Annotated in this window: 22 protein-coding genes and 3 pseudogenes; 21 read left to right on the top strand and 4 right to left on the bottom strand. The window is 47.2% G+C overall.

The window, feature by feature from the left end:
- Positions 1 to 83: 83 nt before the first annotated feature.
- Positions 84 to 1,154: a spore photoproduct lyase gene (gene splB / locus ACTWJ7_RS13985; protein WP_301877697.1), complete on the bottom strand. Its 1,071-nt coding sequence runs from the start codon at positions 1,152 to 1,154 to the stop codon at positions 84 to 86.
- Positions 1,155 to 1,386: 232 nt separating this feature from the next.
- Here splB and mntR point away from each other — a divergent pair, with 232 nt between their 5' ends.
- The 3 genes and pseudogenes from mntR (at position 1,387) to ACTWJ7_RS14000 (ending at position 4,715) form a co-directional block, all read left to right on the top strand.
- Complete coding sequence (mntR, locus tag ACTWJ7_RS13990; RefSeq protein WP_024631015.1) at positions 1,387 to 1,815, top strand: transcriptional regulator MntR; 429 nt, start codon at positions 1,387 to 1,389, stop codon at positions 1,813 to 1,815.
- Between the two features lie 208 nt (positions 1,816 to 2,023).
- A pseudogene (locus tag ACTWJ7_RS13995) lies at positions 2,024 to 3,621 on the top strand (family 10 glycosylhydrolase).
- 93 nt (positions 3,622 to 3,714) lie between these two features.
- Positions 3,715 to 4,715: pseudogene (locus tag ACTWJ7_RS14000) on the top strand (patatin-like phospholipase family protein).
- 63 nt (positions 4,716 to 4,778) lie between these two features.
- On the opposite strand, the gene ACTWJ7_RS14005 reads toward ACTWJ7_RS14000, so the two are convergent.
- On the bottom strand, positions 4,779 to 5,108 hold the full coding sequence (locus tag ACTWJ7_RS14005; protein ID WP_301877695.1) for a hypothetical protein: 330 nt from the start codon (positions 5,106 to 5,108) through the stop codon (positions 4,779 to 4,781).
- A 5-nt stretch (positions 5,109 to 5,113) separates the two neighbouring features.
- The gene (locus ACTWJ7_RS14010) at positions 5,114 to 6,106 is read right to left on the bottom strand and encodes a DUF1385 domain-containing protein (RefSeq protein ID WP_024631011.1); all 993 of its coding nucleotides are present in this window, start codon (positions 6,104 to 6,106) and stop codon (positions 5,114 to 5,116) included.
- Between the two features lie 216 nt (positions 6,107 to 6,322).
- Between ACTWJ7_RS14010 and ACTWJ7_RS14015 the strand changes: the two genes are divergently transcribed.
- The 5 genes and pseudogenes from ACTWJ7_RS14015 (at position 6,323) to ACTWJ7_RS14035 (ending at position 10,867) form a co-directional block, all read left to right on the top strand.
- Positions 6,323 to 6,901: a YqhR family membrane protein gene (locus ACTWJ7_RS14015; protein WP_301877694.1), complete on the top strand. Its 579-nt coding sequence runs from the start codon at positions 6,323 to 6,325 to the stop codon at positions 6,899 to 6,901.
- Between the two features lie 77 nt (positions 6,902 to 6,978).
- A complete protein-coding gene (gene aroQ / locus ACTWJ7_RS14020; RefSeq protein WP_079349486.1) occupies positions 6,979 to 7,422 on the top strand; it encodes a type II 3-dehydroquinate dehydratase in 444 nt (147 codons plus the stop codon).
- 39 nt (positions 7,423 to 7,461) lie between these two features.
- Positions 7,462 to 8,535, top strand: a complete 1,074-nt coding sequence (locus tag ACTWJ7_RS14025; RefSeq protein WP_079349485.1) for a M24 family metallopeptidase — start codon at positions 7,462 to 7,464, stop codon at positions 8,533 to 8,535.
- A 331-nt stretch (positions 8,536 to 8,866) separates the two neighbouring features.
- Positions 8,867 to 9,424: an elongation factor P gene (gene efp / locus ACTWJ7_RS14030; RefSeq protein ID WP_024631007.1), complete on the top strand. Its 558-nt coding sequence runs from the start codon at positions 8,867 to 8,869 to the stop codon at positions 9,422 to 9,424.
- Between the two features lie 190 nt (positions 9,425 to 9,614).
- Positions 9,615 to 10,867, top strand: a pseudogene (locus ACTWJ7_RS14035) (aspartate kinase).
- 79 nt (positions 10,868 to 10,946) lie between these two features.
- Here ACTWJ7_RS14035 and ACTWJ7_RS14040 read toward each other — a convergent pair.
- A complete protein-coding gene (locus tag ACTWJ7_RS14040; RefSeq protein WP_079349484.1) occupies positions 10,947 to 11,696 on the bottom strand; it encodes a 2-phosphosulfolactate phosphatase in 750 nt (249 codons plus the stop codon).
- A 275-nt stretch (positions 11,697 to 11,971) separates the two neighbouring features.
- On the opposite strand from ACTWJ7_RS14040, the gene spoIIIAA reads away from it, so the two are divergent.
- The 13 genes from spoIIIAA to ACTWJ7_RS14105 all read left to right on the top strand — a co-directional run bounded on the left by spoIIIAA (position 11,972) and on the right by ACTWJ7_RS14105 (position 21,398).
- Entirely contained in the window at positions 11,972 to 12,976 is a 1,005-nt protein-coding gene (spoIIIAA, locus tag ACTWJ7_RS14045) for a stage III sporulation protein AA (RefSeq protein WP_024631004.1), read from the top strand.
- Positions 12,969 to 13,487 carry a stage III sporulation protein SpoIIIAB gene (spoIIIAB, locus tag ACTWJ7_RS14050; protein ID WP_079349483.1) on the top strand — a complete coding sequence of 173 codons (519 nt, stop codon included), beginning with the start codon at positions 12,969 to 12,971 and terminating at the stop codon, positions 13,485 to 13,487. The genes spoIIIAA and spoIIIAB overlap by 8 nt, the downstream gene beginning before the upstream one ends.
- A 29-nt stretch (positions 13,488 to 13,516) precedes the next feature.
- A complete protein-coding gene (gene spoIIIAC / locus ACTWJ7_RS14055) occupies positions 13,517 to 13,720 on the top strand; it encodes a stage III sporulation protein AC (RefSeq protein ID WP_017687585.1) in 204 nt (67 codons plus the stop codon).
- A gap of 32 nt (positions 13,721 to 13,752) precedes the next feature.
- Positions 13,753 to 14,142, top strand: coding sequence for a stage III sporulation protein AD (gene spoIIIAD / locus ACTWJ7_RS14060; protein ID WP_017687586.1), 390 nt, complete (start codon positions 13,753 to 13,755; stop codon positions 14,140 to 14,142).
- A gap of 21 nt (positions 14,143 to 14,163) precedes the next feature.
- A complete protein-coding gene (spoIIIAE, locus tag ACTWJ7_RS14065) occupies positions 14,164 to 15,354 on the top strand; it encodes a stage III sporulation protein AE (RefSeq protein WP_024631002.1) in 1,191 nt (396 codons plus the stop codon).
- A 31-nt stretch (positions 15,355 to 15,385) separates the two neighbouring features.
- Positions 15,386 to 16,267, top strand: a complete 882-nt coding sequence (gene spoIIIAF, locus ACTWJ7_RS14070) for a stage III sporulation protein AF (protein WP_301877689.1) — start codon at positions 15,386 to 15,388, stop codon at positions 16,265 to 16,267.
- Positions 16,268 to 16,282: 15 nt separating this feature from the next.
- Positions 16,283 to 16,921: a stage III sporulation protein AG gene (gene spoIIIAG, locus ACTWJ7_RS14075; RefSeq protein WP_053784409.1), complete on the top strand. Its 639-nt coding sequence runs from the start codon at positions 16,283 to 16,285 to the stop codon at positions 16,919 to 16,921.
- A 66-nt stretch (positions 16,922 to 16,987) separates the two neighbouring features.
- The gene (locus ACTWJ7_RS14080; RefSeq protein WP_079349481.1) at positions 16,988 to 17,827 is read left to right on the top strand and encodes a SpoIIIAH-like family protein; all 840 of its coding nucleotides are present in this window, start codon (positions 16,988 to 16,990) and stop codon (positions 17,825 to 17,827) included.
- 138 nt (positions 17,828 to 17,965) lie between these two features.
- The gene (gene accB / locus ACTWJ7_RS14085; protein ID WP_063565765.1) at positions 17,966 to 18,430 is read left to right on the top strand and encodes an acetyl-CoA carboxylase biotin carboxyl carrier protein; all 465 of its coding nucleotides are present in this window, start codon (positions 17,966 to 17,968) and stop codon (positions 18,428 to 18,430) included.
- Between the two features lie 54 nt (positions 18,431 to 18,484).
- The gene (accC, locus tag ACTWJ7_RS14090; RefSeq protein WP_443145547.1) at positions 18,485 to 19,828 is read left to right on the top strand and encodes an acetyl-CoA carboxylase biotin carboxylase subunit; all 1,344 of its coding nucleotides are present in this window, start codon (positions 18,485 to 18,487) and stop codon (positions 19,826 to 19,828) included.
- Between the two features lie 226 nt (positions 19,829 to 20,054).
- A complete protein-coding gene (locus tag ACTWJ7_RS14095) occupies positions 20,055 to 20,465 on the top strand; it encodes an Asp23/Gls24 family envelope stress response protein (RefSeq protein WP_024630996.1) in 411 nt (136 codons plus the stop codon).
- Between the two features lie 145 nt (positions 20,466 to 20,610).
- A complete protein-coding gene (gene amaP, locus ACTWJ7_RS14100) occupies positions 20,611 to 21,150 on the top strand; it encodes an alkaline shock response membrane anchor protein AmaP (RefSeq protein WP_024630995.1) in 540 nt (179 codons plus the stop codon).
- A 14-nt stretch (positions 21,151 to 21,164) separates the two neighbouring features.
- Complete coding sequence (locus ACTWJ7_RS14105) at positions 21,165 to 21,398, top strand: DUF2273 domain-containing protein (protein ID WP_079349479.1); 234 nt, start codon at positions 21,165 to 21,167, stop codon at positions 21,396 to 21,398.
- Positions 21,399 to 21,489: the final 91 nt, after the last annotated feature.

A 21,489-nucleotide genomic window follows, 5' to 3' on the forward strand; every position in this document is an offset into this window, starting at 1 on the left:
CTACGTGAAACCAGAATGATTCTGGTTCATGTAACCTGCTTTTTTAATCAAAGGTTCTTTAATATAAGGTGCCGGTTCTGCGCTTAGGTGAAATAATCAATGTTAGCAAGTGGGAAATGCTCAAAAATACGCTCAGTAATAAACTCGCGCAGGGCGTCCTGCTGATCATCTTTATACACATATTTATACTGTCCCCAGCGGCCCCATTTCATTTTTCGCTTTTCGATATCCATCTCCAGCTTGGTTTTGGGGTATCGCTTCTCAATGGTAGCTTTTGCCGTTTTGGTAAAACGGTGCTGGATCATCTCAAAGGTTAGATCCTTGGTTGCTTCTTCAGGAAGTGTATCGGCAAGCTTTTGTAAAAGCTCAGAATATCCTTCTTCCCATCCGTCATACCACATGATTGGGGCAATAATGAATCCGAGCGGATAACCGGCATGAGCTATTTTCCCTGCAGCTTCAATACGCTCTTCAAACCGTGAGGTGGCTGGCTCAAAATTTTTGATCACGTAATCGGAATTCACGCTGAAACGGATACGAGTGTGTCCGTTATGCTTGATGTTTAATAAAGGCTCAACGTGATGGTATTTGGTCACAAAGCGAAGTCGTCCGTGTTCCTCCTCCGCCATAAAACGAATCAGGTCACCGAGATTTCCGGTGATATGCTCCAGTCCTACGGGATCGGATGTACAAGCTGCTTCAAAACGGGTAATTTCAGGAGCACGTTCCTCAATGTAACCTTTGGCAGCCTGAATGATCTCCTCGGTGTTTACATAGACACGGACATAGGGCTTGGCCCCAAGTGTCGTTTGAAGATAACAATAATGACAGTGACCCATGCAGCCTGTGGAAATGGGAATGGCATATTCGGCTGAGGGCTTCGATTGGTCAAACTTAAGTGTTTTACGCACGCCGACAACGAGGGTTCGCTTGGCCATTCGGTACTTTTCCTGCTCCGTTTCGCCAGGGAGATTGGTGATTCGATTATGGGATGTCGTCATCTGATAAGGAATATCCCTGAAGGTGACCCATTCCATAATCCGTTTACCTTTCTCATATTCCAGCGCACCGGGTTCAAAATACACCAAATCGGGAATAAAGGGTTTAGTGCCTTTTGCTTTGCGAACGGGTGGATGCGCTACACTTGTACTCACGAAATCACTCCTTTCAATACGGGACCTCGCTTAGTTTGCCTCGTTTGGGGATAAGTCACCCATGCCAATACTTGCGCTATGGTAACGGAAAATGAGGCCTGAAAAGCGCTTTATGGTCAGTAAGTAGTGAATGAATTGTGCAGGACTTGCCAATGCGTATTGATAACATGTATCATTATAAGATAGGGATCAGGCAAGAATATTGCCGGTCAGAGAGAAGAGAGGGAAGCAGATGCCAACGCCCAGTATGGAAGATTATTTGGAGCGTATATACAAATTAATTGATGAAAAGGGCTATGCTCGTGTGTCTGATATAGCTGAAGGTTTGGAAGTGCATCCTTCATCGGTGACGAAGATGATCCAAAAGCTGGACAAAGACGAGTACCTGATCTATGAGAAGTACCGCGGGCTAGTGCTTACGCCAAAAGGCAAAAAGATGGGTAAACGTTTGATGGAGCGCCATCATCTGCTTGAACAATTTTTAACGACCATTGGTGTTCAGGAGGAAAATATTTATCAGGATGTCGAAGGAATTGAGCACCATCTGAGCTGGGATTCCATTACCTGCATCGAGTCTTTGGTAGAATATTTCCGCCAGGATGAGAGTCGATTGCGTGATCTGAAAAGTATTCAGGAAGACATGAGCAACACCGAATCCTAAGCCTTAAAAGCCAGACTCACCTGGAAAATTGCAACGCATATCCATTCAAAAATCAGAGGATGCACCTGCCGCTAAAACGGTAGGGAGCGTCCTTTTGCTTTTCTCGTCCAAAATATGGCGATTTTTCGCAACTTAATAATCGTTAGGAGCGTCTATTAAACTAGCAGAATTTGCCGCGAATTTATAATTATTTTGGAGGATTGCACTGATGAAGCTTCGAAAAGGATTGATCCTGCTGCTCATTTTTGTTCTGGGTTTACAAACTGCAGGACTAACAGCGCAGGCAGCTAGTCAAAAGGAAATTATCATTTATTTGGATGGTCAACGATTGGAATCGGATGTATCGCCTTACATTTTGCCCAAAGTAAATGTAACGATGGTTCCTCTGCGTGTCATTAGCGAAGGTCTAGGTGCTTCTGTTCTATGGTCACAGGCTACGCGCACCGTCACTATCAAGAAGTCCGATTCTGTCATTACGATGACGAGTGGACGCCAGCAGGCAACAGTAGATGGGGCCGTGGTTGATCTTGATGCCTCGGTAGAATTGAAGCAGGGCCGTGTAATGGTACCGATTCGATTTGTCAGTGAGAACCTTGGAATCCAGGTTACCTGGAACCAATCTGCACAGACCATTGATCTGACCACAGGCAATGCTCCTAACCCTAATCCAGTCACACCAGCAGAACCTGGTGGAACGGGAACTACGCCAAGTACGGATGAGATGCGGGAGCATGGATCTCGACCGTAAATGGAGACTGGCCTTCATCTGGAGCCAAAGGAAACGTGGAGAAACAAAAGCTGGAGTTCATTCAGCAGCTCGATACGTTGAAGGATATGGGAATCAACGCCGTATTTGTTCAGGTGCGGGCCAATGGGGATGCGATCTATCCATCAGGACTTGTACCCTGGAATAGTGTATTGACAGGAACACAAGGGAAAGACCCTGGTTATGATCCACTTGCATTCATGGTTGAGGAAGCTCACAAACGTGGCCTTGAGTTCCATGCCTGGTTCAACCCTTTCCGGGCTACCAATTCGGCAAGTACAACCGGGCTCGCAGTCAATCATGTATCCAAGCTTCACCCGGACTGGATGGTTAATGCCTCAGGCAAATTGTATATTAATCCGGGTATTCCGGAAGCGAGACAGCATATTATTGATACCATCATGGAAGTAGTTAATCAGTACGATGTTGATGGCGTACATTTGGATGATTATTTCTATCCTTCCAATGTAACGTTTAATGATGATGCGGCTTTCAAAGCATACAACACATTGAATACAAGTGACCGTGCGGAATGGCGCCGGGACAACATTAATCAATTTGTCAAGCAACTTGGAGAGAGCATCCACAAAGTAAAAGCTGGCGTCCAATATGGCATTAGCCCATTTGGTGTGTGGCGTAACAAATCGGTTGATATGACCGGTTCGGATACAAAAGCCGGAGTAACCGCTTATGACAGCATGAATGCGGATGTACGGACATGGATCAAGCAGGAGTGGATCGACTATGTTGCACCCCAAGTGTACTGGAGCATGACACTCAGTGCAGCACGATATGACAAGGTGGTAGACTGGTGGGCCAATGAAGTGGCAAATACTGATGTGAAATTGTACATTGGACACTCACCTTATAAGCTGGGCACACCGGAAATCGGGTGGCAGACATCACAGGAAATTATTGATCAGCTTATATACAATGAGAAATATGATACGGTGAAAGGGGATATTTTCTTTAGTTCACAGTATCTGACGAAAAACCCACTTGGCTTGATTGCCAAATTAAAAGCCTATTATGGACTGTAAAACATTTTAACGTAATAAGCGTAATAAGACCAACCCCTGTTCTCATACAGTGGCAGTAGTAGCATGGACTGCCTGGAGAACGGGGGTTTTATTGTGTTGATTAATGGAGTTTTTGAAGGCGGCGGCGTAAAGGGGATTTCACTCGCCGGCGCCGTAAAGGGTGCAGAGGATCATGGTGTCGAGTTCAATCGCGTAGCCGGCACGTCATCGGGTTCTATCGTAGCTGCTTTGCTAGCCGCGGGCTATTCGGCGGAAGAGATGAAAGGCATTATCGAGAATACGCCGTTTGCTTCGTTGCTGCGACGTTCTCCCATATTTGATACCAAGTGGATCGGACCGCAGCAAGGCTGTTTTTGAAGAAGGGGCTATATTCTGGGGAAGCGCTTGAATGCTGGATTCGGGATATGCTGAAAAAAAAGGGGTTTCGGACGTTTGCTGATCTGCCTCCAGGAAAGTTATTAATTATTGCATCCGACATTTCGAATGGTACCATTTTGGTACTGCCGGATGATATCAAACGATTCGGAATAGATCCTTCGAAACTGGAGGTAGCCAAGGCCGTACGCATGAGTTGCAGTATCCCCTATTTCTTCGACCCGGTAGCCATTCGCAGATCCCCTATCCTGTCTAAGGGTTTACGTTTTGCGGACCAGTTTGTTTATATCGTCGATGGAGCATTACTGAGCAATTTTCCGCTCTGGCTGTTTGATGGGGAGCGTACAGAGCGTGGAGGAGAAATCATACCTGTGGTTGGTTTTAAAATGGTTGGTAAAACCGAAGGAGAGACGGCTAGAATCAGAGGTCCCCTAAGTATGCTTCAAGCTTTGGTAGAAACGATGCTTACTGCTCATGACGAACGATATATCGAACAGATCAATCGATTCCGTACGGTGAAAATCCCTACCCTTGGAATTAAACCTACGGAGTTTAACCTTTCTGTACAGGACAGTACAGCTTTATATCAATCTGGGGTTAACGCAGGGACTGAATTTTTCAGTGGATGGAACACCAAGAACTATGGTGAACAGCTGGACAAACAGAGCCGAGAGCTAAGAAAGAAAAAAGCGGAGATACCACCACTGACTCCTGTATAAAGAAAAAGCAATTCTCCGCATGTTGGGAGAATTGCTTTTCTGTATTTAGTCGAATTTAGTGCTTTAATGATACTTGGGTACGTCCTCATCGCTTTTACCCTTTTGTCCCTGGATAACCTGGAAAGGATAATCCTTGCGTTTTTTGGAAGATGAGCTGCTTTTCCGGGCACCAGACTGCGCATTAACTTTAGCCATGGTTTTAGCCGATGGTTTAATCTTCGGTGATGATGTTTTGCGTTCCCAACGGCGGGGCGGATATTTATAGAGCAGGAACACAACTCCGAACACGGCGAGAGGAATGATGAATTTCGATATACCTCCACTCATCATCCGGAATAATCCAATGGCCGCGAGTGCAATGAACGTCCAAAAAATGATGGCCTGCTTTTTCATATCATTCACCCTTTCACAGGATCAAATGTTGCAACAGGGACTTCCGACGTGGCCGATACGTTTGCGAGCTTGGCATCCAATTCACGCATACGGTTAAACGAAGCTATGGATACTTCTACCTGTTCATTAGTTGGTTCTTTGGTTGTCAGTAATTGCAGCCATAGCCCAGGGTATCCGAGATAACGAAGTACAGGGATATCACGTACCGAGTTGGTCAACTTTAACAATTCAAACGAAATACCGAGCACTACTGGCAACAACAGCAGCCGCTGTCCCATACGTTCCCAGAGGTTATCATACGTGAAGAGGGAGTACAAGAATACACCGATAATGACAGTCAGCATAATAAAACTGCTTCCGCAGCGATAATGCAGACGGCTGTACTTTTGCACATTTTCTGGTGTTAGTTCTTCTCCGGCTTCGTGAGCACTAATGACTTTATGTTCTGCACCATGGTATTGGAACAGACGTTTAATCATCGGTGTTTGGGAGATCAGCCACAGATAGGCAAGCAACAGGATCAGCTTAATTCCGCCTTCCAGTAAATTATGCAAAAACTGATTGTCGAATGCATTCTTGAACAGAAAATTCTCAATAACAACCGGCAACAATGTGAGCACAATTTTACCAAAGAGAAACGAAAGGATAGCTACTGCGGTGACGCCGATAATCATGCTTAGGCTCCAACCTGAGCCTTCTTTTTCTTTTTGTTTTGCTTTTTCTTCAGGTTCCAGTTCATCATCAGCATATGCGTCAGCAGAATAATTGAGATGTTTGCTTCCTTTGACGCTCGAATCTATAATGCTGACAATTCCGCGCAGTAGTGGAATCCGCCGCAATTTCATGACCCAGGACTTGTCTTGCTTGGGAACTTCCAGATACGTAATTTCGCCGTCTTTTCTTCGCACAGCTGTAACGTTGACATGTTTACCGCCGAACATTACGCCCTCAATGACAGCTTGCCCCCCGTAGCTGACAGGCTTGGATTGTTGAGGCAAATTATTCACCTTCCTATTCTGTTCTAGGCCTTCATGGTCGAAGGCAGTTTAATATCCCTATTGTATCGAATTTTGAGAGCAATTTCTAGTTTGCGAGTCGATCCAAGGGCGATGTTGTTAACTTTGTCCTGATTTGTACATACTACCCGGTAGAGTTAGGACAAAATTGGAGATTTAACCTCAGGTTTTGCAAACTGATTGTGAAGGAGAATATCGATGACAGAGTATACCGGTGAACGCACATCACATAAGGAAAATCAACGTGCTGACAAAGGAGAGCCAAAGGACCGGGGCAAGCGTCCTACCCAGCGGCAAGGCCAAGCGCATTATCTTACCAAGCCGTTACCTTTTGCAGTGGAGCTTGGTTTTTTCGCAGGTTTTATCTGGGGAGGTTTGCATTGGCTGTCTTATCTGCTTCATTTTACGATTGTGCCTTTAGGATTTTTGGCTGAACCGTTTTTTAAACACAATTTTATATATACTGCAGCAGGACATTTGACTGGCTGGCTGTTTTTTATTGTCTTTTCTCTTATCGCATCTCTGATCTACACGTTCACTTTAAAAAAATTCAAAGGCCCGATTCCAGGTATGATCTACGGCATTGTTTGGTGGCTGATTATCTTTGTCCTGATAGGTCCAAAACTGGATATGGTAAAGCCCTTAAACCGCTTAACCTGGGATTCCATCATTACAGAATTTTGTTTCTTCTTGCTGTGGGGACTGTTTATCGGGTACACCGTAGCCATGGAGTTCACGGATGAACGGAAACGTGAGCCAGAGCAAGCGGGAGCATAGCCGCAAAAAAGCTTCTCAATCCGGCAATGGCTGTGTTAAAATAGCAGATGGTTATTTGCAGAAAGGGTGGAGTAGCTATGAAACGGATTGTTGTAATCAATGGCCCGAACCTGAACATGCTCGGCGTACGTGAACCCGGCATCTATGGAACGCTTAGTCTGAAGGATATTGAGGACAAAATTCGCAGACAGGCAGAGGAGCTGGGCGTCTCCATCACTTTTTATCAATCCAATCACGAAGGGGACATCATTGATCGTATTCATGCAGCGATGGGCGATGCAGACGGAATCATGCTGAATGCCGGAGCGCTGACCCATTACAGCTATGCTGTGCGTGATGCCATCAATGCCGTAAAAGTTCCTACAGTAGAAGTACATCTATCCAACATTCATGCACGCGAAGCGTTCAGACATCATTCAGTAATTGCTGCAGAAACAATCGGGCAGATTGCCGGATTTGGCGAAGTAAGCTACGAACTGGGACTGCTGGCTCTCGTGCGTCATCTGGACAAGCAAACCTGAGCCGGGGACCCGGGAATGTGAGAGAAAGAAGGGTTACCGATGGAAAACAAACGAGTAAATAAGTTACGTGAGGCCATGCATGAACATGAACTCACGGCTATGCTGATTACTAATCCGATTAACCGTCGTTATATGACGGGTTTTACAGGCTCAGCGGGATATGTGCTGATTACGGAACAGGAAGCCTATTTGCTTACTGACTTCCGTTATATGACACAGGCACCGCAACAAGCCAAAGGATTTACCGTTGTGGAACATGGACCGAAACCGTTGGAATCCGTTCGCGATTTGCTAGCATCGGCGAATATCAAGCAGGTTGGTTTTGAGCAGGATCATGTCACCTATGGCACGCATACTGCTTATGCTGAAGCGCTTCAGTCTATTGAATTGAAAGCTGTATCCGGTATCGTGGAGCAACTTCGCATGTTCAAGGACGAAGATGAGATCGCTGTAATGCAAAGAGCTGCGGATCTGGCAGATGCAACATTCAGTCACGTTTTGCAATTCGCAAAACCGGGTATGACTGAACGTGAAGTGGATTTGGAGATGGAGTTTTTCATGCGCAAACATGGAGCAACTTCCTCTTCGTTCGACACGATCGTTGCATCGGGTGAACGTTCTGCTATGCCTCATGGTGTAGCAAGCGGCAAAGTCATCGGACAAAATGAGTTAATTACATTTGACTTCGGTGCGCTTTTGGATGGATACTGTTCAGATCTGACACGTACCATCGCAACGGGCACGCCTGTACCTGAACTGCGTAAAATTTACGATATCGTACTGGAAGCCCAGTTACATACGCTGGCGAACCTGAAACCGGGTATGACCGGACGGGAAGCAGATGCATTGGCACGTGATATTATTGCAGGGCACGGATATGGAGAGCAATTCGGGCACAGCACGGGCCACGGTCTGGGTATGGAAGTCCATGAGGCTCCCCGTTTGTCCAAGCTTAGCGACGATGTATTGAAACCGGGCATGGTCGTAACCGTTGAACCGGGTATCTACATTGACGGTCTTGGCGGCGTGCGTATTGAGGATGACGTGGTGATTACCGAGACTGGTATTCACATTTTGACGAATTCGGACAAGAAGTTCACCGTAATCGGCTAATTTACAGCCACTGGTGATATAAGACGATTTTTATTTTATAGGTATTTGGGTATTCACTACTAACCTGGATAAGCGTAAGCGTAGTGAAGGGAGCGGAATCGATTCTGAAGAAGCGAAGCGCTCGCCTTTGTCTCCTCATTTTAAACCTTATCAAAATCTAATCGGGAAAATGAGGAGACAACAGCGATCGGAGGAACGATCCGATCCCGGAACGGTCACGTCGCACACGATTACCAGTTGTATAGAATCAGTTGTATAGAATGAATCCATCTATAAATTAACCCATCGTCTCATATCACCTACTTTTCAACCATATCAGGAGGGATTTTTTGTGATTTCAGTAAACGATTTTAAAACAGGCTTGACTGTCCAAGTGGACAACGACATCTATACCGTACTTGATTTCCAACATGTTAAACCAGGTAAAGGTGCGGCTTTCGTACGTTCCAAACTGAAAAACCTGCGCAATGGTAACACCGTTGAGAAAACATTCCGTGCGGGTGAAACCATTGGCCGTGCCATCATCGAAAACCGTGGCGTATCCTACCTGTACGCTAGCGGTACAGAGCACACGTTCATGGACAACGAAACATATGATCAGTTCACACTGACAAGCGACCAATTGGAGTGGGAATTGAACTTCCTCAAAGAAAACATGAACGTAAAAATCGTTAGCTACCAAGGTGAAATCCTCGGTATCGACTTGCCTACAAGCGTAGAGTTGAAAGTTATTGAAACAGAGCCAAGCGTAAAAGGCAACACTGCACAAGGCGCTACCAAAAATGCTAAAGTGGAAACAGGCCTGAATGTACAAGTACCATTGTTCATCAACGAAGGCGATGTTCTGCTGATCGATACGCGTGAAGGTAAATACTCTTCCCGCGCGTAACGTTCACTTGGTGTAAAAAAATAAAGCATGAACTCAACCCTTTGCCTTTTCTCTGGCAAAGGGTTTTTTTGAAAAAAGATTAGCCTATCAGACGCTTTCGTAATATACTGGGTTAAAGTCATTTTTCGGAGAGAATAATGACGATGGACATCAATTATGCATACTGCACAAGGTAGGGAGTGGATTTGCGTTGTCATTGTACGTCATGAAATTTGGAGGCAGCTCGGTCGGAGATACAGAACGCATGAAGCGTGTAGCCGGACGTGTTGTAGAAAAAGCGGATGAAGGACATCAGTGTGTAGTCGTGGTTTCGGCCATGGGGGATACCACCGATGATCTGATTGATCAGGCGAAACAGCTGAACAGTGAACTGCCTGCACGTGAGATGGATATGCTGTTGACTACGGGAGAACAGATCTCGATTTCATTGTTATCCATGGCAATTCAGGCGCTGGGGCGCAAAGCCATTTCATTTACAGGCTGGCAAGCGGGATTCCGGACGGAGCCAGTACACGGCAAAGCACGGATTAACGATATTCATCCGGAACGGGTGAATCAGGCGCTGGCAGAAGGCAACATCGTTATCGTTGCAGGCTTCCAGGGAATGACGGAAGACGGTGAGATTACGACGCTTGGCCGCGGCGGATCTGATACAACGGCAGTAGCCTTGGCAGCAGCCATCAAGGCGGACGCTTGCGAGATTTACACGGATGTAGACGGTATCTATTCTACCGATCCGCGAATTGTAAAGGTTGCACGCAAGCTCAAGGAAATATCGTACGACGAAATGCTGGAACTGGCCAATCTGGGAGCAGCGGTATTGCATCCGCGTGCAGTTGAATACGCGAAGCATTCCGGTGTGCCTTTGATTGTAAGATCCAGCTTTAACCATAATGAAGGAACGGTTGTGAAGGAGGAAGCAACAATGGAACAAGGCGTGGTAGTTAGTGGAATTGCCTATGACAAAAACGTGGCTCGCATCAGTATTCTGGGTGTACCAGACGTACCGGGGTTCTTGCTGAGGTATTTGGTGCCCTTGCATCTGAACAGCTGGACGTTGACATTATCGTACAGAGCGGTGTGATGGACGGCAAGGCAGACTTCTCGTTCTCTGTTGCACTGTCTGATCGTGAGAACGCACTGCGTGTCATTGAGGTTCTTCACAGCCGCCTGCCTTACCGTGAAGTCACTTCGGAAGAAAACCTTGTTAAGGTCTCGATCGTTGGTGCAGGAATGGTTAGCCATCCGGGTGTTGCTGCGAAGATGTTCCAAGTCATCTCGGGCGAAGGCGTGAGCATCAAGATGGTCAGCACTTCCGAGATCAAGGTATCGTGTGTTATTGACGGAGAGAAGCTTCATGACGTAATTAAGGCCCTACACACAGCGTATGATCTGGATACGGCAGAGCAAGCCGTGATTGGCGGACCGCAAGTTCGTAGATAAAAACCGATATAGTTGTAAAGATACAACAAAGGTGTACTGTGTATTCCCATCCGGGAAGCAGTACACCTTTTTAGGTTGTTCACAACAATTTAAACATTCTTTCCTTACGTGTTCCTCGGAATGGTTGCATTCGGTTCCCTTCACCCATCTCTGGAACGCAGTCCAGCAAGTTCAATTGGGTGCAATACGTTACGTCATGCATTCTGCCCAGCCTCTCCAGCCTTCGGCCACCAGCGGATACTCGAACCAGATCGGGCAATTTGTCTTCGGCATGGGTTGCAGCCTGATGAAGCACCAGTCCCAGATCGTTGAGCATGATGGGAAATGGGGATTGCCGGTACAATTCTTCAATAATGCTGCCTGCACACAGGCCATCTTCCATTGCAAACTCATCCTGATCCCCGGCACATAACAATAGGATATCCCTGCGCAGCTCGCACAGAACAGCCGCTACAGCCTTCACATTGAGAAATGAGCCTGCAAGCACATGTTTGGCTTTGGATGCTTTGATGAGGGCGCGTGTACCATCTGTAGTGGTCAGAATAATGGTTTTGCCCACAATACTCGGCGTCATATATTCATAGGGGGAATTGCCCGCCACGAATCCTGAAATTTTTTTATCAAAACGTTCCCCGCCACGAATGGCATCCTTCACGTTCAATTGTTTCGCTTGAGGAACCGTCTCTACAGCAATCACATCCGCCGCATCATATGCCAGTGCCGTAACAATCGTACTGGTCGTTCGCAATACATCAATTACTACCACACATCGTCCTGCAATATCCATTCTGCGAACTTCATTCACATTGCCTACCACATCAACTCTCACTCCCCACAACTCCTTTCTGTACTTGGGGTAGGTGGTTCTGCCCTTTTTTATCCCGGAATGAATATCACCTGTCTGCAAGCACTATATGCAATTGGATCTAGACGGGTGCCTAGATCTAGAACAGCAGGCTGATCTATGATTTTTAACTCTCATCGCTATTTTGAAGAAAATGATAGATTTCAGCGTCATAAAATCAATGTACACACATAAACTTGAGATATGAACAAGCACCAGGAACGCTACAAAACCGAAATCAAGGTTGGAGGGGCCTATTCATGATGGTGAACTGGAAGGATATCTTTCCGGAACCGATTCGAACCATTCTGGGAAGAATGCCGCCCGCTTTATTAGATAAAGTGGAGGAAGTACGTATCCGTGAAGGAAGACCACTGGAAATCAATGCAGGAGATACCTACCACTTCCTCACACCCCAGGGCAGTCCGACTTCGAAGCCTGATGAAGCCTATATTCCCTTAAAAGAGGTAACACACAGGCTGCTGGATCTGATCAGCAATCATTCGCTTTATACATTGGAAGAGGAGCTGCGTAAAGGATTCATCACCATTCCTGGCGGGCATCGAATCGGTCTGGCTGGCCGGACAGTGCTAAGTGGCGGTCGCGTGGAATACTTGCGTGATATCAATGGATTCAATGTCAGGGTTGCCCGAGAGATTCACGGAGTCGCTGATCGCATTCTGCCTTATTTGCTGGACATGAAGAGTGGACAGGTCATGCACACCTTAATTCTTTCTCCCCCACAGCAAGGCAAGACCACATTACTGCGGGATTTGGCAAGACAGATTAGCAGTGGAACCAAACTTACGGGTGTCAATGAGCTAGTTCAGGGTATACGTCCGCGTTTAAAGGTTGGCATCGTTGATGAGCGATCTGAAATCGCTGGTAGTTACAAGGGCGTACCGGGATTTGACGTGGGACCCCGCACCGATGTCATGGACGGTTGTCCAAAGGCAGAAGGCATGATGATGATGCTTCGCTCCATGTCTCCCGATGTCCTGATTGTGGACGAGATAGGCCGTCCTGAAGATGCGGAGGCAGTGATGGAGGCACTCCATGCTGGCGTATCTGTCATTGCTACTGCACATGGTCGTGACTTGGCCGAGCTTTCTTCCAGACCTGCGCTGAGAACCTTGATCGTCGAGCAGATGTTTCAGCGCTATGTACAGCTGCAGCGGACGAGCCGGGGCATGACCTTTCGATTGGCCGATGGTAAAATGCGTGGCCTCCAGCAGACAGAAGTGGGAGGTGAGGCATTTGCTTAACATGCTCGGTGCCGTCATCATTCTGCTGGCCAGTACGCTCGCCGGATTCTACAAGGCAAGGCAGTATGCCTTGAGGCCCAGACAACTGCGAGAATTAATCGCCGCTCTCCAGCGGCTGATGACCGAGATTAACTACGGGCTGACCCCGTTGCCTGATGCAATGGGGAAAATGGGAGCCCAAACGAAAGAACCTGTTCGAACGCTGTTCCTCCACGCAGCCAGGCAGATGGAACCTCCCCATGGTCACACTGCTCTTGAGAGTCTGCAGTCTGGGATAGAAGAGACGTGGGGAAGATCAGCTATGAAGGCAGACGAGCGGGAGGTCATGCTGCAATTGAGCTTCAGCCTTGGCACCAGTGATCGTCAGGATCAGACCAAGCACATCTCGTTAGCCATTCAGCAACTCATGCATGAGGAATCCCGTGCCCAAGCCGATCAAATGAAATATGAACGAATGTGCCGCAGTCTCGGGATGCTTGTCGGAGCGTTAATCGTCATTCTGATCTTCTGAAATAGCCGGGATAGTGAGGTGCCAAGGTCATGAATTTAGAAGTGAACGCAATCTTTCAAATTGCGGGCATCGGAATCATCATTGCGATGATTCATACGGTGCTGAAACAAATGGGAAAGGAAGATATGGCTCACTGGGTGACCGTGATCGGATTTGTCGTTGTATTGTTCATGGTGGTCCGTATGCTGGACAGCCTGCTGCAAGAGATCAAATCGATATTTCTTTTTCAATGAGAACGGTCATGAAGCCGGGATGGTGGTGACCTGTGGAAATTATCCAAGTTGTAGGTCTGGCGCTCATCGCAACGGTGCTCATTTTAGTTATCAAAGAACAGAAGCCCATGTTCGCTTTTCTGATTGCTGCCGCGACTGGCATTGTGATCTTCATGCTGCTGATTGGCAAGATTGGCGCAGTAATTGAAGTGTTGAAACGGCTTGCCGAGAATTCAGGCATGGAGAGCATTTATCTGAAAACCGTACTGAAAATTATAGGTATAGCGTACATTGCTGAATTCGGGGCACAGATTGTCAGGGATGCGGGCCAGGAGAGCATTGCTTCCAAAATTGAACTTGCTGGCAAGGTGCTGATCCTTGTACTCGCCATACCGATCATCAGCATTATTATCGAAACCGTCATGAAGCTGATGCCGGTGTAGAGGGAGGCGTGCGGACTTCATATGAAAATGATGCATTACAAGCCGCAGTGGCGCCTTACCTTCGTGCTGACGCTGTGTTTTCTGTTTGCGATCATAGGACAGGTTGCCGCTGGTTCTCCCTCAGGAGAGTGGATGCAGCAGCAGGCTGACCAGCTTCCTAAGGATCAGGTGGAAAAATATTGGGATCAACTCATGCAGCAATACGGCGGTTTTTTCCCGGAAGGAAAAACACCTTCCTTTATGGATATGTTAATGCCCGGCAATGAAGGGTTCAGTCTGAAGTCGGTGTTTATAGCGATAGGAACCTTCATGCTGCATGAGATTTTATATAACGGCAAACTTCTGGTCACGATTGTGATGCTAAGTGTGCTAAGCATGATTCTGGAGACGTTGCAAACCGCTTTTGAGAAAAACAATATTAGCAAAATCGCTTACTCCATCTGTTACATGGTCATTATCATCATCGCCATCAACAGCTTCAGTGTAGCTATTGGATACGCCAAGGATGCTATAGCCAGCATGATCAACTTTATGATGGCCATGGTGCCCCTGCTGTTTACGCTGCTGGCTTCAATGGGAAATGTCATTACCGTTTCTGTGACCCATCCGCTCATCATTTTCATGATCCATCTGGTTGGTACATTGATTCACATGCTGGTATTCCCGCTGCTCTTCTTCTCGGCAGTATTACATCTCGTCAGTTCCTTGTCCGACAAATACAAGCTGACACAGCTGGCAGATCTGTTACGAAACATTAGTGTGGCTCTGCTCGGTATACTGCTTACGATGTTCCTGGGCGTCATTTCGGTGCAGGGTGCATCAGGCTCCGTGGCAGATGGTGTCAGCCTGAAGGCGGCGAAGTACATCGCAGGCAACTTTGTTCCCATTGTCGGCAGAACGTTTGCGGATGCAACCGATACGGTGATCACAGCGTCACTGCTGGTGAAAAATGCAATCGGATTGACGGGTGTCATCATCATCTTGTTTTTATGCGCGTTTCCCGCGCTTAAAATTTTGACGCTGGCCCTGATCTACAACATCACTGGCGCGATCATGCAACCGTTAGGTGATACGCCGATTGTAGGGTGCTTGCAGGCAATTGGCAAAAGTATGATCTATGTATTTGCAGCACTGGCGGCCGTTGGATTGATGTTTTTTCTGGCAATCACGATCCTGCTAACCGCAGGCAATCTGACTGTCATGATGAGATGAGGGGCTGCTCAAGAGAAAGGGGGTTGGAAGGATGGGGTGGCTGAGCAGCTGGCTCCGGGAATTGATTATGATCGTTCTGCTGGCGACTTTCGTGGATATGCTGCTGCCTAATCGATCCATGGAACGCTATGTCAAGCTTGTGCTGAGCCTTCTTATCCTGCTGACCCTGTTATCTCCCATAACGAAGCTCTTGAAGAGTGATCCGGTTGGTGAGCTTAAGCGAGCGATGACCGCCATGGACTCGCCGTCCGATGGAAGTGCAACACTTGAACAGATTTTGGCTCAAGGCAAGCGGCTGCAATCCAATGAACAGGAACAGTCGCTGCAATGGACTGCCAAAGAACTGGCTAACGTAATGAAAGGGCAGATTGAAGAAACAACCGGGGAGCGAGTTCAGTCCGTCGAGGTAAAGCTCGCTATGGATACAACCAAATCGGAGACAGATTTGGCATCCTCGGTTGAACTTCCCGTGATCCAGTATGTTTTGGTGGAGATGGCAGGTGAGACTACAACGGGCAAAGGTAATTCCAACACAGGTCAACAGGATGCAGTGGCAAGTACAGCACCGTCACTCGGCTCTGATTCGGAATCTGAACCCACTGAATCGACTCCAGTACAAGAGCCAATCCAGATTGGTCAGATTGAGGTCCCAGATGTACAGATCGAGGTGAACAGCGGCAGCAATCGTGAAAGTGGCCGCGTGAGTAACAGGAATTCTGGCGATTCGCAAAGTGGACAGGAAGCTGACTCCACACCTGTTTGGGGTGAACAGGCAGAGACAATTCCTCAGCAAGGACAGACAACCTCCCGGTCAGAACGTGCAGTACAAATTATTACGCTATTGACGGAGAAGTGGGATATTGATGCAAACAAAGTACAGGTGAAAGAAAATAAAAGCGCTTCGGCGCTGTGAGAAGGAGGGTATCCGATGAGGCAATGGCTCAAAAAGATGGAAAGCTGGTTTGGTGGCGGAGAAGGTGGACAACGACGCAGTCAAACCTTTCGCTGGCTCATTATCCTTGGTTTGATCGGAGTGGGAATTATGTTGTTCAACTCCTTCGTCAATGTCAAAAAGATTGATTCCGAGAATATCGGTCGCGAGCCTCCTGATCCGGCTACATCCATGGCATCTATACAGACGGACCTGACGGATCAGAACCCATTTCAGGCGATAGAGATTGCATTCGAGGACAAGATCAAGGGTGTGCTGGAAAATATCGTAGGTGTGGGGACTGTTGATGTGATGGTTACCGTGGATTCTACTGAAGAGCTTGTTGTACAGCGTAATGTGAAGGATTCGCAGCAGCTCACCGAAGAAACGGATGCCAACGGGGGCAAACGACATATGACGCAGTATACCCGGGATGGTGAAATTATTACGTATGAAATATCAGGGGATCAGACGCCGATTGTCACGAAAAAGCTCAAACCGCAAATCCGGGGCGTGCTTGTCGTTGCCAGAGGTGCAGAGAACAAGGTTGTGAAGGACCTGATTACAGATGCTGTGGAAAAAGGACTGAATGTTGCGGCCTACCGAATTTCGGTTGTTCCGCGCAAGCAGGATTAGTCCGGGACCCTGTATCACAAGATTTGATCGTCACAAGAATGAAGCCAATTCGAGGAGGAAGTTCTAATGAATAACAAACGTCAAACGGTATGGCTCGTATCCATGCTGAGTCTGATGGTCATTTTGTCCGCCTATTACCTGTTCACTGAAGATTCCGGTCCGGTTAATACGCCTGTAGCTGAGAGCACGCAGGTGGATGGGATGAAGCAGGGAGAAACAAAGGAAACAGCTGGAATCCTTGATCCGACAGAAGGTTTGGTGGTGAATGAAGTGGTCAATGGCGGTGAAGTTACAGGGACAGAGGGAGACCAAGCTGCAACTGAATCTGTTGATAATCCGGCGGTTGTAGACGGTAAAGAAGCTGGAGACACGGAGAAATCACCGGCTGCGGAATCGGGAGAGAAACAAGGTGAGGCAGGTAAAGGCAGCGAAAAAGGGACAGACAAAGGCACAACAACCACTCCTGAGACAAATGCCGGAACAGACGGTAGTGCAACGAAAACGGATGAGGACGTCCTTAAGGAGATGGAGGAGCAGAATACGGCGGCGTCCGCGAGCAGCCAGTTCCAAAACTACCAGTGGCAGCGTGAGGAGAGCAACAACCGCAAATATGAGGAACTCATGACCGTTGCGGGCGATCTGAGCAAAACGCCAGAGGAAAATGCCAAGGCAACAGAACAGCTTCGTACGCTTGAAGAAAAAGAAGCCAAAATCAATGGCATTGAAGAAACACTGTCGCAGCAGTTTGCCAATGCCATCGTTCAAGAGGATGCAGACAAGTATAAAGTTGTTGTTCTTAGTGACAAACTGGATGTAAAACAGGCGGTTTCCATTGTAGATCTGGTGATGAAAGAACTGGCTGTATCCCAAAATAAAATCAGCGTGCAATACGTGACAGAACAGTAATCCAAATCATGGAAAAGTAGCCCGAGAGCTGGATCAGATCTCGGGCTCTTTCCATTTTTATCGATTATGATATAATACATAAAGCCATATGACCGTCCTAGTGAGACTGGCATGATGCCGAAGGAGTGAATAATGGAAATGTTTAAATTGAGTGAGATCAAAGAACTGATCAAACTGGTAGATGAAAGTTCCGTTCAAGAGTTGGAAATTGAAAACGAAGGATCACGGTTGTCGATTCGCAAACCGGGCAAAACCGAGTATGTGCAGGCAGCTGCTATTCAACCGCAAATGATTGCTGCACCACAGGTGCAACCGGCTGCAGTGGTAGCTGAGGCTGCTCCGCAAGTCGATACTACAAGTCATTTACATAAAATCGTATCTCCGATGGTAGGTACTTTTTACAGAGCTTCCTCGCCGGAAGCAGGTCCTTTTGTAAGCGCTGGTGATAAAGTTGTTGAGAAAACAACGGTATGTATCATTGAGGCGATGAAGCTGATGAACGAGCTTGATGCTGACATCAAGGGAGAAATCGTTGAAGTGCTGGTTGAGAACGGACAGCTGGTTGAGTATGGACAACCCCTGTTCCTGGTAAAACCGGAATAACGGTTATAGCCGCATAACGCAACTGCATGAGCTTCGAAGGAGGACAAAAACGAAATGAAATTTCAAAAAATACTGATTGCGAACCGTGGCGAAATTGCGGTACGTATTATTCGTGCCTGTCGTGAAATCGGCATTTCGACGGTAGCAGTCTATTCGGAAGCGGATAAAGACTCCCTGCATGTTCGTCTTGCAGATGAAGCGTATTGTATCGGGCCTACACTTTCGAAAGACAGTTATCTAAACTTCACAAACCTGATGAGTGTAGCTACACTGACGGATTGTGATGCGATTCACCCCGGGTACGGATTCCTGGCAGAAAACGCTGATTTTGCAGAAATCTGTGGTTCCTGCAATATTACGTTCATCGGTCCTTCTCCGGAAGCTATTACCAAAATGGGAGATAAGGCTGTAGCCAAACAAACGATGAAGGATGCAGGTGTACCTGTAATTCCGGGATCTGACGGTTTGGTTGAAAATATGAATGAAGCCATTATGATTGCTAGAGATATTGGATATCCTGTCATTATCAAAGCTACCGCTGGTGGTGGAGGTAAAGGGATTCGTATCGCTGAAGATGAGGAAACGCTGATCAAGCAAATTACAGCTGCCCAGCAGGAAGCACAGAAAGCTTTTGGCAATGCCGGAGTATATCTGGAGAAATTCCTGACAGGCATGAAACACGTAGAGATTCAGATCATTGCTGACAAACATGGAAATGCAGTGCATCTGGGCGAGCGTGATTGTTCCGTTCAGCGTCGACGTCAAAAGCTTGTGGAAGAAGCACCTTGTCCAATTATCTCTGAAGACGTGCGTACATTGATGGGAGAAGCCGCAGTCCGGGCAGCACTTGCCGTGGATTACTCTGGAGCAGGTACGCTTGAGTTCTTGCTCAGCCCTAACGGTGAATTCTATTTCATGGAAATGAATACACGTGTTCAGGTGGAACACCCCGTAACAGAGATGGTTACAGGAGTGGATCTGATCCGCGAAATGATCTCGGTAGCTGAAGGCAATCCGCTTTCTTTCCGTCAGGAAGATGTTGTGATCAACGGTTGGTCCATTGAATGCCGTATCAACGCAGAAGATCCAGACCGTAACTTTATGCCTTCACCAGGTAAAATTGGTTTCTACCTTGCACCAGGAGGTCCGGGTGTACGTGTAGATAGTGCAGCTTATCCGGGCTACACCATCTCTCCTTACTATGACTCCATGATTGCCAAATTGATCGTGTGGGGAGCAAATCGGGAAGAGGCCATCGCGAAGATGAAGCGTGCATTGGCTGAATTTGCGATTGAAGGCATTTTCACTACGATTCCTTTTCATCAGAAATTGCTGGAGCATCCAACGTTCGTTCGTGGTGACTTTGATATCAAATTTCTTGAGGAAAATGAGATTTAAAAGGTATATTGGGCTTGTTTGTCATAATGTAGCCCAAATGATATAGTATGTAATAATAAGAGCGCATGTCTCCTGCAGAGGATAAGCCGTAGCTAATAAGCGGATAAAGGTTGCAGGAGTTCCGGTAAAGCCGGACCGGAAGGGTTCTGAAGGCCAGATTGGCCTGAATACCAGCGCCCTGACGGATGGCCGCAAACTTATTTCGCGAAAGGTGTGTTGAACAGTTATGAGTACACTGCCGACAGAATTTGAACGAACGGATATCGGTGAAATCCAGATCGCACCTGAAGTTATTGAAGTGATCGCTGGGCTGGCTACAGTTGAAGTCAAAGGTGTTGCAGGCATGAGCGGTGGATTCGCTGGTGGATTTGCTGAATTGCTTGGTCGCAAAAACCTTTCCAAAGGCGTTAAGGTTGAAGTAGGTCAGCGTGAAGCTGCAGTGGATGTTTCCGTTATTATTGAATATGGTTACCGTCTGCCACAGGTGGCTACCGAAATTCAACAGAACGTGAAGCGCTCCATTGAGAACATGACAGGATTGAATGTGAATGAAGTGAACGTGCACATTCATGACGTTCAGTTCAAGAGCACCGAGAAAGTAGAAGAAATCGACCTGAACAGTCAGCGCGTAAAATAAAAGAAGACAGATTCCCCGGCATCACTGCCGGGGTTATCCCGTCTTGGACAGGTCTTCATAGAAAGCGAAAGCTTGCACCTGAGGATCACTTTTTGCCAATGGGCAGGTTAAGCAATGTTAGTGAGCAAGGGAGGCTGTGCAGTTCGTGGCTAAAATACTGGATCGGCTTCTGTTGTTTATATACAGCATAAGCGTTGGAGCAATATCGGCAGCAGTCATACTTCTTATCAGTGGTGTGCTGCCTTACGAATTGAATTACCAGCAGGAACAAAACGTTATTGTTGCGGCGGTTGTTGCAGCAGCGATTTTGTTTATCCTGAGTTTGCGATTTTTCTACATCTCGGTTCGGCGTGATCGTGCTTCATTGCCGTCTGTAGATCAGCGTACCGAATATGGTGATGTACAGATTTCGATGGAAACGATTGAAAATCTCTGTCTCAAAGCAACTTCCCGTTTCCGGGGAGTGCGTGATGTCAAAGCTCGTATTCGTGTGGTTGAATCCGGACTGGAAATTATGATTCGCGCGGTAGTGGATGGCGAGACGCCAATCCCGACGCTGACATCCGATCTGCAGAAGGCAATACATGATCATGTACAGGAGATTACGGGTATCCCGGTTTCTTTTGTCACCGTGTATATCGCTAACGTTACCCAGTCGCCTAACTACAAGAGTCGAGTGGAATGAGGTGAGTTTCACTGATGCTGTGGAGAGAGATTTGGGATAGTCACAGAGGCCGAATTACCGGAATTATCGCCGGCATCTTTTTTGGATTTCTTTATGTATGGATCGGTTTTTGGGATATGTTGTTCTTTGCACTCTTGGTGTTCATCGGTTATACGTTAGGCAGACGAAGCGACTCGAAGCTGGGCTCGTTCATTCCCTGGAGGGAATGGGGGCAATGGCTCGGCGATCGCTGGCGTCCCTTTAAGTGAGCCACCTGAACCCTGCAATATGTTTCTTCCGAAAATAGAGCTGTAGTTTAGGTTGCCCGTTTTTTGGAGGAAACGATTGCAGGTTTTTTTG

This window comes from Paenibacillus sp. 1A_MP2 (assembly GCF_052244825.1).
Taxonomy (GTDB): Bacteria; Bacillota; Bacilli; order Paenibacillales; family Paenibacillaceae; genus Paenibacillus; species Paenibacillus vandeheii.

Excerpts from the sequence above, each read along its gene's own strand:
- spoIIIAC (WP_017687585.1), top strand. The coding sequence starts at position 13,517 with ATGAATTTAGAAGTGAACGCAATCTTTCAAATTGCGGGCATCGGAATC.
- ACTWJ7_RS14080 (WP_079349481.1), top strand. The coding sequence starts at position 16,988 with ATGAATAACAAACGTCAAACGGTATGGCTCGTATCCATGCTGAGTCTG.
- spoIIIAG (WP_053784409.1), top strand. The coding sequence starts at position 16,283 with ATGAGGCAATGGCTCAAAAAGATGGAAAGCTGGTTTGGTGGCGGAGAA.
- aroQ (WP_079349486.1), top strand. The coding sequence starts at position 6,979 with ATGAAACGGATTGTTGTAATCAATGGCCCGAACCTGAACATGCTCGGC.
- accB (WP_063565765.1), top strand. The coding sequence starts at position 17,966 with ATGTTTAAATTGAGTGAGATCAAAGAACTGATCAAACTGGTAGATGAA.
- ACTWJ7_RS14105 (WP_079349479.1), top strand. The coding sequence starts at position 21,165 with ATGCTGTGGAGAGAGATTTGGGATAGTCACAGAGGCCGAATTACCGGA.
- ACTWJ7_RS14015 (WP_301877694.1), top strand. The coding sequence starts at position 6,323 with ATGACAGAGTATACCGGTGAACGCACATCACATAAGGAAAATCAACGT.
- spoIIIAA (WP_024631004.1), top strand. The coding sequence starts at position 11,972 with ATGATGGTGAACTGGAAGGATATCTTTCCGGAACCGATTCGAACCATT.
- ACTWJ7_RS14095 (WP_024630996.1), top strand. The coding sequence starts at position 20,055 with ATGAGTACACTGCCGACAGAATTTGAACGAACGGATATCGGTGAAATC.
- ACTWJ7_RS14025 (WP_079349485.1), top strand. The coding sequence starts at position 7,462 with ATGGAAAACAAACGAGTAAATAAGTTACGTGAGGCCATGCATGAACAT.
- accC (WP_443145547.1), top strand. The coding sequence starts at position 18,485 with ATGAAATTTCAAAAAATACTGATTGCGAACCGTGGCGAAATTGCGGTA.
- spoIIIAE (WP_024631002.1), top strand. The coding sequence starts at position 14,164 with ATGAAAATGATGCATTACAAGCCGCAGTGGCGCCTTACCTTCGTGCTG.
- ACTWJ7_RS14005 (WP_301877695.1), bottom strand. The coding sequence starts at position 5,108 with ATGAAAAAGCAGGCCATCATTTTTTGGACGTTCATTGCACTCGCGGCC.
- mntR (WP_024631015.1), top strand. The coding sequence starts at position 1,387 with ATGCCAACGCCCAGTATGGAAGATTATTTGGAGCGTATATACAAATTA.
- spoIIIAF (WP_301877689.1), top strand. The coding sequence starts at position 15,386 with ATGGGGTGGCTGAGCAGCTGGCTCCGGGAATTGATTATGATCGTTCTG.